Raw genomic sequence first — 17,176 nt, 5'->3', positions numbered from 1 at the left:
CTCTATTGCTTAAACAGTTAGTCCTCCGGTTGTACTCTCGTGGTATGCACATAAATATTACATCCTGATTCTCACTTATTTAACTTGTACTCTCGTTGACGCTCGTATCCTTTGGTTGACCAAATGCTATTTTTTTCTTATTTTGGCGTATCAGAGGACTGATAATTACAGAAAGATGCTTTAATTTGTAACGTAAATAAAAAAGACTTGATAATCTAATTAATAGCTTAATTCGTAGACCATGAATAAAAAGAAACTACTATCTTTCGCAATAGCCCTGCTATTGGGAGCTTCTTCTACCTTTGCGCAAAAGCAACCGGTAGACTATGTGAATCCTTTAATGGGAACTGATTCGAAAATATCACTATCTAATGGGAATACATATCCTGCCATCGCGTTGCCTTGGGGAATGAACTTCTGGATGCCACAAACCGGAAAGATGGGTGACGGTTGGGCTTACACTTATGCATCCGACAAAATCAGAGGTTTCAAGCAAACCCATCAGCCTAGTCCGTGGATCAATGACTACGGTCAGTTCTCAATCATGCCGATGACTAAACAGTTGAAGATCGATCAGGACAGTCGTGCTTCCTGGTTCTCTCATAAGGCAGAGAAAGCCACTCCTTATTATTATAGTGTTTATTTGTCAGAGTATGACATGACAACTGAAATAGCTCCGACGGAACGTTGCGCATATTTCCGTTTCACTTTCCCTGAAACCTCTGATGCCTATGTGGTGGTAGATGCTTTCGACCGCGGTTCGTATGTGAAGGTGATTCCCGAAGAAAATAAAATAGTTGGTTATACGACACGCAATAGTGGCGGTGTTCCTCAAAACTTTAAAAATTACTTTGTGATAGAGTTCGACAAGCCTTTTACTTTCAATAAAGTATGGGCAGACTATCATTTGGTTGAAACACATCTCGAACTACAATCCAATCACGTGGGTGCTGCTATCGGATTTTCAACGAAGAAAGGAGAACAGGTACATGCAAAGGTGGCATCCTCATTCATCAGTCCTGAACAGGCTGAACTGAACTTGAAAGAAATTGGTAATAAGACCTTTGAACAGACAAAAGAGGCCGGTCGTAAGGCATGGAACAATGTCTTGGGGCGTATCAAGGTTGAAGACAGCGATGAGAACCGTATGCGTACGTTCTACTCTTGTTTGTATCGTTCGGTGTTGTTTCCTCGTATGTTTTACGAAGTAAACGGTAAGGGGGAAACTGTGCATTACAGCCCCTATAATGGTGAAATCCGTCCGGGATATATGTTTACCGACACTGGATTCTGGGATACTTTCCGTTGCTTGTTTCCATTTGTTAATTTGATATATCCTTCAATGGGTGAGAAGATGCAGGCAGGTCTGTTGAATACCTATCTTGAAAGTGGATTCTTTCCTGAATGGGCAAGCCCGGGCCATCGTGGTTGCATGGTTGGGAATAATTCTGCTTCTGTAGTGGCGGATGCTTTCATGAAGAATATAACCAAAGCGGATGCAGAAAAAATGTATGAAGGTCTACTGAAAGGGGCCAATAGCGTACATCCGAAAGTTTCTACTACCGGACGCCGTGGATATGAATATTATAACAAGCTGGGCTATGTGCCGTATGATGTGAAAATTAATGAGAATGCGGCACGCACATTGGAATATGCATACGATGACTGGTGCATTTACCGTATGGGTGAAAAATTAGGTCGTCCGGCAGAAGAACTGGATGTTTATAAGAAAAGGAGTCAGAACTACCGTAATCTGTTCGATCCGGAAACTAAGTTGATGCGGGGAAAGAATTCCGACGGAACTTTCCAGACTCCTTTCAATCCTTTTAAATGGGGAGATGCCTTTACGGAAGGAAATAGTTGGCATTATACATGGTCGGTATTCCACGATGTACAAGGACTGGTTGATCTGATGGGCGGCAAGAAGATGTTTGTTAGTATGCTTGATTCTGTATTCAATCTTCCTCCTGTATTTGATGATAGCTATTATGGAGGAGTGATTCACGAGATTCGTGAAATGGAAATTGCTAACATGGGTAACTATGCGCATGGCAACCAACCTATCCAGCACATGATCTATTTGTATAACTATGCCGGCGAACCTTGGAAAGCCCAATATTGGTTGCGTGAGACGATGAACCGCCTCTATCTTCCTACTCCGGACGGTTATTGTGGAGATGAAGATAACGGTCAGACTTCGGCTTGGTATGTATTTACTGCATTGGGATTTTATCCGGTATGTCCCGGCAGCAATGAATATGTAATGGGAGCTCCTTACTTCAAGAAAGCAACGATTACACTGGAGAACGGCAAGAAACTGGAAATCTCCGCCCCGAAGAATAACGATGATAATCGTTATATTCGTTCATTGAATTATAATGGCAAGAATTATACAAAGAATTATCTGAACCATTTCGATCTGTTGAAAGGCGGTCGTCTGGTGTTTGATATGGATAACAAACCGAATAAGGGAAGAGGTATCAACGAATCAGACTTCCCGTATTCATTCTCTCGTGACGCAAAGTAAGCTGATATGAATAATTTGAGAAAGAAAGTATTGATGATGACTATGGCGGCAGCAACTTTGTCCGCCATAGCTCAACAGCCGGTAGACTATGTGAATCCGATTATCGGGACCAATGGGATGGGGCACACTTTTCCCGGTGCTTGTACTCCTTTTGGATGGGTACAGTTGAGTCCGGACACAGACACAATTCCGCATAATGTAAATGGAGCTTATCAGAAAAATGCCTACGAGTATTGTGCCGGTTACCAATATAGGGACAAGACCATTGTTGGCTTCAGTCACACTCATCTTAGTGGTACGGGACATTCTGACTTGGGAGACATCTTGTTGATGCCTGCTGTTGGCGATGTGAAGTTAAATCCCGGTCGGGCGGATTATCCGGAAGAGGGATACCGTTCACGTTTTGACCATGCTACAGAAAAAGCTGTTCCCGGATATTATGAAGTGATACTGGACGATTATGGCATTAAGGCCCAACTGACAGCAACACAACGGACGGGTATACATAAATATACCTTCCCGAAAGGAAAAGATGGTCATTTGATTTTGGATCTGGTGCATGGTATTTATAATTATGACGGCAAAGTACTATGGGCTAATTTAAGGGTAGAAAACGATACTCTGTTGACCGGATACCGTATCACCAACGGATGGGCGCGCACGAATTATACCTATTTTGCTATCTCTTTGTCACAGCCGATTAAAGACTACGGATATAAGGATAAGGAAAAAGTACTGTACAATGGCTTCTGGCGTCGTTTCAAGATGGAAAAGAACTTCCCCGAAATCACAGGTCGAAAAATCGTGGCTTACTTTAACTTCGATACCGCTAACAATTCGGAACTGGTTGTAAAAGTGGCATTGTCGGCAGTCAGTACGGAAGGGGCCATTAAGAATCTGCGTGCCGAGGCTTCCGGAAAGAGTTTCGAACAGTTGGCGGAAGCTGCTCGTACAGATTGGAATAGTGAACTGGAGCATTTCGAGATCGAAGGTACGTCCGATCAGAAAGCAATGTTCTATACTTCTCTTTACCACACCATGATTAATCCGTCTGTGTATATGGATGTAGACGGTTCCTATCGTGGGCTGGATCATAACATACACCGGGCGGAAGGATTCACCAACTATACTATATTTTCCCTTTGGGATACCTATCGTGCGGAACATCCTTTCCTGAATCTGGTGAAACCGGGACGCAATGCGGATATGGTGGAATCCATGATTAAACATGAGCAACAAAGCGTGCACGGAATGTTGCCGATATGGAGTCTGATGGGAAATGAAAACTGGTGTATGAGCGGTTATCATGCTGTGTCTGTACTGGCGGATGCAATAACCAAAGGCGTCTTTTCGAATGTGGATGAGGCATTGGCGGCAATGGTCAGTACATCCACCGTTCCGTATTATGAAGGTATAGCTGATTATATGAAGCTGGGATATATTCCGCTTGACAAAAGTGGTACAGCAGCTTCTTCTACTTTGGAGTATGCATACGACGATTGGACTATCTATCAGACAGCTTTGAAGGCAGGTAACAAGGAAATAGCGGAGACTTACCGAAAGCGTGCCCTCAATTATCGTACTATCTATGATACAAGTATTGGTTTTGCACGTCCCCGTTATAGTGACGGTTCTTTCAAGAAAGAGTTTGATGTATTGCAAACCTATGGTGAAGGTTTTATCGAAGGCAATTCATGGAATTTCTCTTTTCATGTGCCACACGATGTATTTGGCATGATCGACTTGATGGGAGGAGAAGGGACGTTCGTGCAGAAACTGGATGAACTGTTCTCCATGCATCTGCCGGAGAAGTACTATGAGCATAATGAGGATATTACGGAAGAATGTTTGGTCGGCGGATATGTGCATGGTAATGAACCGAGCCACCATGTTCCTTATCTATATGCGTGGACTTCCCAGCCGTGGAAATCACAGTACTGGCTGCGTGAGATTCTGAATAAGATGTATAAGAATGATATTAACGGATTGGGTGGAAATGATGATTGCGGACAGATGTCAGCATGGTACCTTTTCTCCGTGATGGGCTTCTATCCGGTTTGTCCTGGTACAGACCAGTATGTATTGGGAGCGCCCTACCTGCCTTATCTGAAGATGACGCTTCCTAATGGAAAGACATTGGAGATCAAAGCGCCGGGTGTCAGCGATAAGAAACGTTACGTGCAGTCGCTGAAATTGAACGGTAAGGTATACGACAAGATGTACATTACACATGAAGACATTTTGAAAGGAGGCGTGCTTGAATTCAAGATGGGGGCATCACCTAACAAACGTCGCGGATTATCACCGGAGGATAAACCTTATTCATTAACTAACGGAATCAACGAATAATCAATAAAGGAGTATGAAAAAGATACATTTAATCTATGCAGCCTGCCTGCTGGTAGGTATGGGGGCTTGTGCTGCAAGTGTGCAAAAACAGGTGAAGGATAATTCTGATGTATGGAAAGAGTACAATACAGGTGCTGTATTGTTTGAGGATAAAGCACCGGAAACGCTGGGATCGGACATTTACCACCGGATCATTCCCGATGCTGAATCGTATATCAAGGAACAGGCACGTACTGTATTAGCTACTCTTTACAATTCTCCGGAAGATAGTATTCCCGCAGTGCACAAGATACATTATACTTTGGAAGATATCAACGGTATTTCTGCTAAAGGCGGTGGCAATGGTGATGTGACGATTTTCTACAGTACACGTCATATTGAAAAATCTTTTGCAGCGAATGATACGGCAAAGTTGTTTTTCGAAACACGCGGGGTATTGTTGCATGAACTGACACATGCTTATCAGCTGGAACCGCAAGGAATCGGTTCTTATGGAACCAATCGTGTGTTCTGGGCATTTATCGAGGGAATGGCAGATGCTGTGCGGGTTGCCAATGGAGGATTTGACGGACCGAATGCCCGTCCGAAAGGCGGGAACTATATGGACGGTTATCGTACAGCCGGTTATTTCTTTGTCTGGTTGCGTGATAACAAAGATCCTGAATTCCTGCGTAAGTTCAATCGCAGTACGTTGGAGGTGGTGCCTTGGTCGTTCGATGGTGCTATCAAACATATTTTAGGGAATGAATATAATATTGACGAATTATGGCATGAGTATCAGGTCGCTGTAGGTGATATACAAGCATAATAATGTAAATATGGTGAGTGTAATGGGTAAAAGAGGATTGTTTTTAGTATGGCTGTGCCTGGTGAGTATTTTGCCAGGCATGGCTCAAACCGAGAAACTGATTGATTATGTGAATCCATTTGTGGGAACAGATGGTTATGGTAATGTGTATCCGGGTGCGCAGATTCCTTTCGGGGGAATTCAGATGAGTCCGGACACGGATAGTAAATACTATGATGCGGCTTCCGGTTATAAATATAATCATTCCACCTTGTTGGGGTTCAGTCTGACTCATTTAAGCGGGACTGGTATACCTGATTTGGGAGACTTCTTGTTTATTCCCGGAACAGGAGAGATGAAACTGGATCCGGGGACACGTGAGGAGCCGGAAAAGGGATACCGTTCACGTTATTCTCATGAAAAGGAATGGGCATCACCTAATTATTATGCGGTGGAACTGGCAGATTATGGAGTAAAGGCTGAAATGACGTCAGGGGTACGTAGTGGTATGTTTCGCTTCACCTATCCTCAATCGGATAAAGCTTTTATAATGATTGATATGAACCATACTTTATGGCAATCTTGTGAATGGGCGAATCTGCGCATGGAAAATGATTCTACCATCACCGGATATAAACTGGTAAAAGGCTGGGGACCGGAACGGCATATCTATTTCACGGCTACTTTCTCTAAAAAGTTGACCGGCTTGCGCTTTATGCAGAATAAGAAGCCGGTGATTTACAATACCTCCCGGTTTCGTAGCAGCTATGAAGCTTGGGGAAAGAATCTGATGGCTTGCATCTCTTTTGATACAAAAGCCGGAGAGGAGGTGATTGTAAAAACTGCTATTTCATCGGTCAGCACAAACGGGGCAAAAAACAATATGGCGGAACTTGCCGGACTCGCTTTCGATGATCTGAAAGCTAAAGGAGAAGCACTATGGGAAAAAGAACTTGGAAAATATACCCTTACTGCCGACCGTAAAACGAAAAGAACATTCTATACGTCGGCTTACCATGCGGCTTTGCATCCGTTCATCTTTCAGGATGCAGACGGGCAGTTTCGAGGATTAGATAAAAATATAGAGAAAGCCGAAGGATTTACCAACTATACGGTATTCTCTCTTTGGGACACCTACCGGGCTTTGCATCCCTGGTTCAATCTGGTTCAACAGGAAGTGAATGCCGATATTGCCAATTCCATGTTGGCTCATTATGATAAAAGTGTGGAGAAAATGCTGCCTATCTGGTCGTTTTATGGAAATGAGACTTGGTGTATGATTGGGTATCATGCAGTTTCCGTATTGGCTGACATGATTGTGAAGGGAGTAAAAGGGTTCGATTACGAACGTGTGTATGAGGCTATGAAGACCACGGCGATGAATCCGAATTATGACTGTTTGCCGGAATATCGTATGATGGGATATGTGCCTTTCGATAAAGAGGCGGAGTCAGTATCTAAAACATTGGAATATGCGTATGATGATTATTGCATGGCACAGGCTGCCAAGGCTTTGGGTAAAGAGGATGATTATCGTTATTTCTTGAATCGTGCACTCTCTTATCAGACTTTGATTGATCCGGAAACGAAGTATATGCGTGGCAAGGACAGTCAGGGAAACTGGCGTACACCGTTTACTCCGGTAGCTTATCAGGGGCCCGGATCTGTAAATGGATGGGGGGATATTACGGAAGGATTTACTGTACAATATACCTGGTATGTACCACAAGATGTACAAGGATATATGAACGAAGCTGGCGAAGATTGGTTCCGCAACCGGTTGGACGAACTGTTCACGGTAGAGTTGCCGGATGACATTCCGGGAGCACATGATATTCAAGGCCGTATCGGAGCCTATTGGCATGGGAATGAACCTTGCCATCATGTAGCGTATCTTTATAATTACTTGAAAGAACCTTGGAAATGTCAGAAGTGGGTCCGTACGATTGTTGACCGTTTCTATGGCGATACTCCGGATGCATTAAGTGGCAATGACGATTGCGGACAGATGTCGGCTTGGTATATGTTTAATTGCATTGGCTTTTACCCGGTGGCTCCTTCAAGCAATATGTATAACATCGGTTCTCCTTGCGTTGAGGCAATAACAGTTCGGATGAGTAACGGAAAAGTTATTGAAATGGTAGCAGATAATTGGTCGCCGAAGAATGTGTATGTAAAGGATTTGTATGTGAATGGCAAGAAGTATGACAAATCTTATTTGAAATATGAGGATATACGTGATGGCGTGAAACTACGTTTTGTCATGAGCAGTAAACCGAACTATAAGCGTGCGGTATCGGATGAAGCGGTAGCTCCTTCTTTGTCGTTGCCCGGAAAGACAATGAAATATCAGGTAAATTTAATGAAAACGGGTATATCAAACCAGTGAAAATGACTTTTGAAGGAGTATTACCCAGTCCGTTTGATAGTACGAAGTGATGTTTTTATTACATTTGCCAATGTAAAACGATTATTAATTAAATATCTAAATCATGAGAAGATATTTCCTGTTAGTTGTGTGTTTGTGCTTGGCATCACTACTTCGTGCACAGAATAAGTTAGAGTTAATTTCTCCCAATGGAGAGCTGAAAGTGTCCTTGAATCTCTCGGATAAAATCTATTATAGTATAGATTATAACGGAGATGTATTGTTGAAAGACAATACCCTTCAGTTGACATTGAGGAATCAGGTGTTGGGACAAAATCCCAAACTGCGCCGTCAGAAACGTATGAGTGTCGACGAGCAATTAACTCCTATTGTTCCTTTGAAATATTCGAAAGTCAATAATCGTTATAATCAATTGCTACTGACCTTTAAAGATTATGCAGTAGAATTCCGTGCTTTTGACGATGGAGTTGCTTACCGGTTTATTACCTCACAAAAAGGTGATGTTGAAGTAATGAACGAAGAGTTTGCTATCAACTTCCCGTCGGATTATCTTCTTCACTTGCAACAACCGGGAGGCTTCCATACAGCTTATGAGGAACCTTACACACATGTTCAAAGTAATGCGTGGAAGCCTGAAGAACGGATAGCTGTTTTGCCGGTATTGATTGACACACAAAAAGACTATAAAATATTAATCAGCGAGTCGGATCTGGCTGATTATCCATGTATGTTTCTCAAAGGAACGGGGACGAACGGAGCAATCTCTGTTTTTCCTAAAGCTCCGCTTGCGTTTGCCGAAAACAGTGATCGTAGCATGAAGATTACTCAAGAAGCTGATTACATTGCTAAAACAAAAGGTACGAGAAATTATCCTTGGCGTTACTTTGTGATAAGTAAAAATGATAAGCAGTTGATTGAGAACACAATGACTTATAAACTGGCTGAAAAGAATCAACTTCAGGATGTTTCATGGATTAAGCCGGGACAGGTGAGCTGGGAATGGTGGAATGACGCTTCTCCTTACGGACCGGATGTGAATTTTGTTTCCGGTTATAACTTGGATACTTATAAGTATTACATTGATTTTGCTTCTAAATTTGGTATTCCATATATCATTATGGATGAAGGCTGGGCTAAAAGTACACGTGATCCTTATACGCCTAATCCCAAAGTAGACTTGCACGAGTTGATTCGTTATGGCAAAGAAAAAAATGTAGGGATTGTGCTTTGGTTGACATGGTTGACGGTAGAAAACAATTTTGATCTCTTCAAGACTTTCAATGAATGGGGAGTAAAAGGACTTAAGATTGATTTCATGGACAGAAGCGATCAGTGGATGGTCAACTTTTACGAACGGGTAGCCCGAGAAGCAGCCAAACATCATTTGTTTGTCGATTTTCATGGCTCTTTCAAACCTGCCGGACTGGAATATAAATATCCGAATGTATTGTCTTACGAAGGAGTGCGTGGAATGGAACAAATGGGCGGTTGTTATCCGGATAATAGTCTGTATTTACCATTTATGCGTAATGCTATCGGTCCGATGGATTATACTCCCGGAGCGATGATTAGTATGCAGCCTAATGTGTATCGGTCGGAACGTCCTAATGCTGCAAGTATCGGAACACGTGCTTATCAGTTGGCACTCTTTGTGGTTTTTGAAAGTGGTCTGCAGATGTTGGCGGATAATCCTACTCTTTATTATCGTAATGAAGATTGTACCCGTTTCATTACACAAGTTCCCGTAACGTGGGACGAGACTGTGGCACTGGAAGCTAAAGCGGGTGAATATGTCATTGTTGCAAAACGGAAAGGTGATAAGTGGTTTATAGGAGGAATGACTAACAATGGTGAAAAGGAACGTAAGTTTACCATAAAGTTAGATTTCTTGAATAAAGATCGCTCTTATCAAATGACATCTTTTGAGGATGGTATCAACGCAGGACGTCAGGCGATGGATTATCGTTGCAAGTCAGCCCAAGTGAAAGCCGGAGAACAGCTAACTATAAAGATGGTTAGAAATGGCGGCTTTGCAGCTGTCATTGAATGATGGCACATATTCTAACTTTCCATACGTAAAAATGGAATCCTCTTTCAATCTATCACCATTCTTCTGAAACGCATTGTTCATCGAGCTTTCAGGGTGGTGATAGATTGTTCTCCACCTATCATCTAATCATTCATCTATCACCGTTTGAAATGAACATGCCTGCATATAAATATAAGCTTGTATGTAAATAGAAGTTTCAACAGGGGATACCTTTGGTTTCAAGGCGGGAAACTTTAGTTTCCATTAGGGGAAACTGCAGTTTCAGAGGCTTGAAACTAAAGTTTCTAAGGCTTGAAACAAAGTGTTTTACTACATGAAACTGTTTGTTTCAAGCGTTGAAACCAATCGTTTCACGGCACGAAACACTTTGTTTTGCTATTTGTTCTAAGAAGGCAATGTCTCGGAATCAACGTTTTCTCTTAGAGAACCACTCTTTAAACTCTGCTACTCGGGCTTTGCTGACAAGTATTTTTTCTTTGATTCCTGAATAATACAAGTTGATGGACAGGCGGCTGTTGAACCATAAGTCAATATCTTTGATAGCTTCTCGCGAAATAAGATATTGGCGGTTAGCCCGAAAGAAAAGAGAAGGATTGAGACACTCCGTAAGTTCATCTAATGTTTGAGAAAAACAGTATTCGGTTTCATCGGTTAAGACTACTTTTACCTGACAGTCCTTAATATAAAACAATTGTATCATATCTACAGAAACGGGCAATAGTTTGTCTCCTTTGCTAGGAATAAGGAAATGACTTTTATAGTTTTCCTGCTTTTGGAGTGAATGTATCAGTTTCAGTAGCTCATTCTCCTGTTGTGGAAAGGGGAACTGGTGTTTGTCAGCAGCATCTTGTAAACCTTGGAGCTTATCGAAAGCGTGTTCTATGTCTTCCTTACCGATGGGTTTTAATAAGTAGTCGATGCTGTTTACTTTAAATGCGCGTAATGCATATTCATCATAGGCAGTTGTAAAGATAATCGGACAAGTAATATTGATATGATTGAATATCTCGAAGGCGGAACCATCTGCCAGGTGAATATCCATGAATACCAGTTCCGGCATCGGATGAGAACTGAACCATTCGATAGTGGAACTGATACTATCCAGTATGGTCACGATTTCTCCATTCGGTTTTATCTCATTCAGCAGTGAAGTCAGGTTTCGTACTGCTGCTTTTTCGTCTTCTATAATGACAATCTTCATGGTGATTATTGTTCTAGTTGTGGTTTTTCAATCAAAGGAATACAAACTCTAAACTCTCTGTCCTCCGTTATTTGTATATCCCGTTTAAACAAAAGCCTGTATCGCTTGGCAAGGTTGGCAAGTCCGATGCCGGTTCCGGAAGTTGCAGTCCATTTGGGCTGAATGTCGTTGCTGATAGACAAATTGCCGTTATCGTCCGTCGTGATATGAATGGTCAACGGCTTCCGGTTGCTGATTTCGTTGTGCTTTACTGCATTCTCTATCAACACTTGCACCGCCATTGGAGGGAGGAGATATTCTTCGTAGGCATTGCTTATCTGTATGTCGAATTGTAGATTGTTCTCAAAACGCATCTTTAATAGAAATATATAAGCGGAAACAAATTCCATTTCTTCCCGGAGACTGACACATTGTGACTCATTACTTTGCAAAGTATACCTTAGTACCCGGGAGAGTTCCTGAATGTAATCCTGCGCTTTATCCTGATTTTCGCGTACCAGCGAACGCAGGGTATTCAGCGAGTTGAACAGCATGTGTGGGTTCAGCTGATTCTTCAGTACTTCATACTGATTGCGGAGATTCTCTGCCTGAAGCTGTTCGTTTTCAATAAGTACCAGTTGCTGCTTGAATATAAGATGAATGATGCAGCAGCTACTGGTGACGAGACATGCCACAATAAAATCCCGCAATGGATGCAAATAATGATGTACCATGGCATCGATGGCCGGAATATCAAACGTTCTGTGAAGGAAAACAAAAAACTGTCCTGACAAGTTACTCAATATCCATGTCACGATAAAGGAAAGCAAAATCTTTGTTCCTGTAATTTTAATGGAAGCCTGATTGAAATGAAACAAACGGGTATTGATGGCAAAAAGTAACAATAGCGACAGAAAGGTAAACAGGATTTCGTTTGCCACATCTATAAACTTCATCCCCGGGAATAAGGAATGACTTTCGAAACGGTCGAAAAGAGATACTGATTCAGGAAAATGAATCAGTACAGCAACCGCTAAGGAGATGATGACTGTGGAAAGTATATATTTATCTTTTTTTATTGCTTTGGCTATCATACAACAAAGATAGTGGTAAATTATGAGTTACCGGTTATAAAATGTCAATGCTGTTGTCACAGTTGGTCAATTATTGTTTCTGAATGTGTGCCGTGACATACATACCGGGGCGGAATTGTACATTTTCCTCCTTGATGGAAGCATACACTTCGAGCGAACGATTGGTTTCGTCTACTTTTTGTCCGATGGAAATCACGATACCGTGAAAGGTTTGTGTCCCCATTCCGTTTACACGAAACTGTACCGGGCTGCCGACTTGTATGTCTGCAAGATCTTTCTCGTAAGTAGTCAGGCAAAGCATCGGGCTGCTTTTATCGATAAGTTCGCAAAGTGCTTCTCCCGGATTGATATATTTGCCGATATTCATCGCTACATTAGCGGCATAACCACTAATGGGGGCTTTGACTTCCAGTAGCGGTTGTATTCCGTTCTTAAGTAATGCCTCCGTTTGAACGCCTAAAAGAGAAAGTTGTGCAGCAGCGGCGTCCTGGCGACTCTTCATGGAGAGAAAGTCCGCTTTACTTTGCTGGAATTTCTTTTGAGAAGCTGCTTGTTCGGCAGACAGATTTTTTTGCCGTTCGTATTCAGCTAAGAGATATTCGGTTTGTGCGTGACTGTCCAGATAAGTTTGTTGCAGGGTGATGAACTCCGGATTCTCTAACGTGGCGATTACACTGTTTGCAGCCACCCATTGCCCTGGAAGCAGAGAAGCTTTTTTTACAATGCCTCCCATGGTTAAAGCAATGGTTGCCTGACGTTGGGGAGGAAGAACGATTCGTCCGTTGAACGAAACCTGATTAGGTTTTGAGGTAGCTGAAGTGATGGCATCCACTTCGGGTTGTGCGATGGTATCCGCTATTGTTTCGGCAACGGGAATTGCGGCGGATTCGTTATTTGTAGTTTGCTGGTTTCCTTTGCAAGCCGTTAGAACTAGTAAAAGGATGGGATAAACTATCTTTTTCATGTCTTATGTTTTATAATAATTATTCTGGGTGATGTATATCATTCAATGTCTCGATTTTCCACCTACTTGAAAAGTTCATATTCCAGTGCAGCAATATTGTATTGGTAGACTGTTTCAATATAGCCTCTGCGGATCTCTCTGGCGGTGGTAATCGACTGTATATATTCGGCAATGCCTGTTTCGCTCTGCTGCAATTGCAGGTTGGCTGCCTTTGTCAGTTCATCCGCTTCTTTCAAGGCAGAAGAGGTATAATATCGTAAACTCTCATTATATCTGCGAAGGGATGCTTCCAGTTCGAGTGTCTTATTTCTTAACTCCCGGATGTTGGCATCTGCCTGTATTTGCGCTGAAGTAGCAGTTAGCCGTGCCTGCTTCACTTTGCTCTTTTGTGGTAGGAAGTAGATGGGGAAAGAAACCCCGATCATCCAGGCATTCAGATTCTTAAGTGGGAGAATGTCCTGACGGGTATACCCCACACTGATTTCAGGAAAGAAATGGCTCTGCTCTACACGGAGCATTGCTTTCGCTTCATCTGCCTGGCTTTGAAAGTAGGCAGTATGTGCTCCCGACAGGTTTCCATCCGAAATGCCGGTATAGAATAAGGATAAAGTGGAATCCACCGGAACAATGGGATCGTTGGAGTAGCAACTCCATTGGAAACGTGCCAATGCCATTTTCTCTTCTTCTTTTGCTTGGAACCAGCGGTTATGCAGATCGGCAGCTATGGTGGTCATCATATTTTTCTCTAGCAAGGTGATCTCTCCTTGTTGGTATCGTAATTCTCCGATGCGCTGCAGCTCTTCTGCCATTTTATCCTGATCCCGATACATTGAACAGAGATTAGTGGCATATTGGTAGTAGGCCCACGCCCTTTTCACTTCTGCTGTGATTTCTTTCTCTACCATCTGCCGATAATAGGTGTTCGTTTTTACCTGACGGTTGACTAACGCATTCTTGTAGAATGGCGTTAGAAGGGAGCCCAGGCTTTGCTCGAAAGCCAGTTCCTTGTCTTTTTTGTTTTCTCCGTTAAGTTGACCCCAGGAATAGCTGAACGAGGTAGGCGTTGCTTCTATCACTTCTCCGCGAGTGGCTTTGGCTTGTTGAATAGCATTATTGGCTATTTTCAGGCGAGGATGATTTTGTTTGGCTATTTCTATCGCCTGTTCGAGACTGACTGTTTGTGTCTGTTGAGCGGAAACGAACGCGGGAAGAAACAAGAACAGGAGATACAATCCCCCGAAAGGCCAGCGCAGTTTGATTCCCGGACGTCTCCAAGTAGCAAATGAATTTACAATTTTGTAAAACACCGGAATGATGAGTAAAGTCAGTACGGTAGAAATAATCAAGCCACCGATGACCACTGTTGCCAACGGACGTTGTACTTCTGCGCCGGCTGAAGTGGCTATTGCCATCGGGACGAATCCCAGAGATGCAACCAGTCCTGTCAGGAATACAGGACGGAGCAAGTGTGGAGTCCCTCTTTTGATAATCTGGTTTGTAGTCATGGAATAGGTATTTTGTTTACGAAGTTCGTTGAAGTGATTTACCATCAGGATACCATTCAATACTGCCACCCCGAACAAGGCGATGAATCCTACTCCGGCCGATATGCTAAACGGAAGTCCGCGTAGCCAAAGTGCGGCGATACCACCGATGAGCGATAGGGGGACGGTTGAGAATACCATCAGGGTATAGGTGATGTTCTTGAATGCGAAGAACAGAATCAATAGAATGAGCATTAATGCTACGGGGATGACCACCAGTAAGGTATTGATGGCATTTTGCAAGTTTTCGAACTGGCCGCCGTATTCGAAGTAATATCCCGGCTTCAGTTTGATGTTCTTGTTCAATGTCTCTTGAATATTGGCGACAACTTGCTGGATGTCTGCGTCACGCACATTGACACCGATGACGATGCGCCGTTTGGTTGCATCCCGGTTGATTTGCAGTGGTCCACTGACAAGGTCGATGCTTGCTACCTCTCCAACAGGGATTTGAATTCCTTCCGAAGTGCGTACAAACAACTTATCAAGATTCAAGTCGGCCACTTTCTCCTGGTCAAGCCGGACCACGAGATCGAATCTCCGCTCGTTTTCAAAGATTACACCTGCTGACTCTCCGGCATAGGCAGTTCGGATAATGGTGTTAAGCTCTTGTATGTTGATGCCGTAACGGGCTATTTTGCCACGGTTGTATTTCACTACCAATTGAGGTAATCCCATCGTCTGCTCAACGATGACATCCGCTGCTCCCGGCACTTTTTCTACAAAGGTAGCTGCTTCTTTGGCTCTTTCATATAATTCGTGCGTGTCTTCTCCATATAATTTGATGGCAATATCTGCTTTTGCTCCCGTCATCAGCTCGTTGAAGCGAAGCTGTATCGGTTGCGAGAAGTTGAATTCGGCACGTTCGGAGAGCGGAGCAAGTGCGTCTTTCATTTTATCCACCATTTCTGCACGGCTTCCGGCACTTGTCCATTCTTTAAATGGTTTCATGATAATCATCACATCGGCATCTTCCACCGCCATCGGGTCAGTGGGAACTTCCGCCGTTCCTATTTTGGCTACAACATGTTTGATTTCAGGGAATTTATCCATTAATGCTTTCTCTGCCAAGCGGGATACTTCGATACTTTCGGTCAGCGAACTTCCTGCGGGTAGTGTCATTTGCATGGCAAAATCTCCTTCGTCCAAAGTAGGAATGAATTCTGCTCCCAGGCGGGTAAAGAGAAAAAGTGAACCGATCAGCGCAGAGAAGGCTACGATGACGGTACGCCATTTGTGACGAAGACAGGCGCGCAGGGTGTGCTGGTAGATCTTGTTCAATTTCTCGAAGAAGCGGTCGGCAAGGGTGGGTTTCACAATAATGGTATGCTTCAGAAAGAGGGAGGTCATCATAGGAACATAAGTCAGTGAAAGAATTAAGGCTCCGATAATGCAGAACACAAGTGTTTTGGCCATGGGGGTGAAGTATTTCCCTTCAATCCCGTTCAATGTAAGGATGGGGAAGAAGACGATAAGGATAATCAACACTGCAAAGGTGGCGGAACGTGCAACGCCGGAAGCTCCTTTTTCCACTTCTTTGTCCATCTCTTTGCGGGTCAGTGTGCGGCCTCGGAATTGTTTTCCGTAAATGTGGGCGAGGATACCTTCCAAGATAACGATAGAGCCATCTACTACAATACCAAAGTCAATGGCACCGAGACTCATTAGATTGGCGGTGACATTGAATACACGCATCATGATAAAAGCGAAGAGCATTGCCAGCGGGATGACGGATGCTACAATCAGTCCGGCACGGAGGTTGCCGAGGAAGAGGATGAGTACAAGGAAGACGATAACCGCTCCTTCAATCAGGTTGTTGACAACCGTAGAGATGTTCCGGTTTACCAGTTCCGAACGGTTCAAGTAAGGTTCTATACTGACTCCTTCGGGTAATAGCTGCTGTATTTTTTCTACCCGTTTTTCGAGTTCTTGAGTCACTACATTTGCGTTGGCACCTTTCAGCATCATGGCAATTCCACCGACACACTCGCCCTCACCATCCTTTGTCATGGCACCGAAACGCTTTGGAGAACCGAAGCGGACAACTCCTACATCACTGATATGTACCGGAATCCCATTCCGGTTGGTCACTACAATCTGTTCAATATCCTTGATGCGGGTAATCATACCTTCCGACCGGATATAGTAGGCATTCTTTATTTTCTCAATGTAACTTCCGCCGGTATTTTGGTTGTTGCTGCTAAGTGCTTCGAACACCTCGCCGATAGTGATATTCAAAGAAAACAGGGCGTCCGGGTCGACGGCTACTTCATATTGTTTCAGGTAACCGCC

The 17,176-nt window shown here is 43.3% G+C and carries 9 protein-coding genes; 5 read left to right on the top strand and 4 right to left on the bottom strand.

Annotated elements, in window-relative coordinates:
• The first annotated feature begins 241 nt into the window (after window positions 1-241).
• From KTR06_RS17295 to KTR06_RS17275, 5 genes are all read left to right on the top strand, one after another.
• Complete coding sequence (locus KTR06_RS17295; RefSeq protein ID WP_117610956.1) at window positions 242-2,527, top strand: GH92 family glycosyl hydrolase; 2,286 nt, start codon at window positions 242-244, stop codon at window positions 2,525-2,527.
• Between the two features lie 6 nt (window positions 2,528-2,533).
• Window positions 2,534-4,876, top strand: coding sequence for a GH92 family glycosyl hydrolase (locus KTR06_RS17290; protein WP_195651415.1), 2,343 nt, complete (start codon window positions 2,534-2,536; stop codon window positions 4,874-4,876).
• Window positions 4,877-4,889: 13 nt separating this feature from the next.
• On the top strand, window positions 4,890-5,684 hold the full coding sequence (locus tag KTR06_RS17285; protein ID WP_120067219.1) for a basic secretory family protein: 795 nt from the start codon (window positions 4,890-4,892) through the stop codon (window positions 5,682-5,684).
• A 10-nt stretch (window positions 5,685-5,694) separates the two neighbouring features.
• Window positions 5,695-8,052: a GH92 family glycosyl hydrolase gene (locus KTR06_RS17280; RefSeq protein WP_182422569.1), complete on the top strand. Its 2,358-nt coding sequence runs from the start codon at window positions 5,695-5,697 to the stop codon at window positions 8,050-8,052.
• 103 nt (window positions 8,053-8,155) lie between these two features.
• Complete coding sequence (locus tag KTR06_RS17275; RefSeq protein WP_121960420.1) at window positions 8,156-10,102, top strand: glycoside hydrolase family 97 protein; 1,947 nt, start codon at window positions 8,156-8,158, stop codon at window positions 10,100-10,102.
• Between the two features lie 406 nt (window positions 10,103-10,508).
• Here KTR06_RS17275 and KTR06_RS17270 read toward each other — a convergent pair whose 3' ends face one another.
• The 4 genes from KTR06_RS17270 to KTR06_RS17255 all read right to left on the bottom strand — a co-directional run.
• Window positions 10,509-11,303 (bottom strand): LytTR family DNA-binding domain-containing protein, encoded by a 795-nt coding sequence (locus KTR06_RS17270; RefSeq protein WP_004305425.1) that lies wholly within the window; start codon window positions 11,301-11,303, stop codon window positions 10,509-10,511.
• Between the two features lie 5 nt (window positions 11,304-11,308).
• On the bottom strand, window positions 11,309-12,376 hold the full coding sequence (locus KTR06_RS17265) for a sensor histidine kinase (RefSeq protein ID WP_120067217.1): 1,068 nt from the start codon (window positions 12,374-12,376) through the stop codon (window positions 11,309-11,311).
• A gap of 70 nt (window positions 12,377-12,446) precedes the next feature.
• On the bottom strand, window positions 12,447-13,340 hold the full coding sequence (locus KTR06_RS17260) for an efflux RND transporter periplasmic adaptor subunit (protein WP_004301142.1): 894 nt from the start codon (window positions 13,338-13,340) through the stop codon (window positions 12,447-12,449).
• A 62-nt stretch (window positions 13,341-13,402) separates the two neighbouring features.
• On the bottom strand, window positions 13,403-17,176 hold a 3,774-nt coding region (locus tag KTR06_RS17255), incomplete at its 5' end, for a CusA/CzcA family heavy metal efflux RND transporter (protein WP_217290615.1).

This window comes from Bacteroides sp. MSK.20.12 (assembly GCF_019052435.1).
Classification (GTDB): domain Bacteria; phylum Bacteroidota; class Bacteroidia; order Bacteroidales; family Bacteroidaceae; genus Bacteroides; species Bacteroides xylanisolvens.
This window is presented reverse-complemented; position numbering and strand designations above follow the sequence as displayed.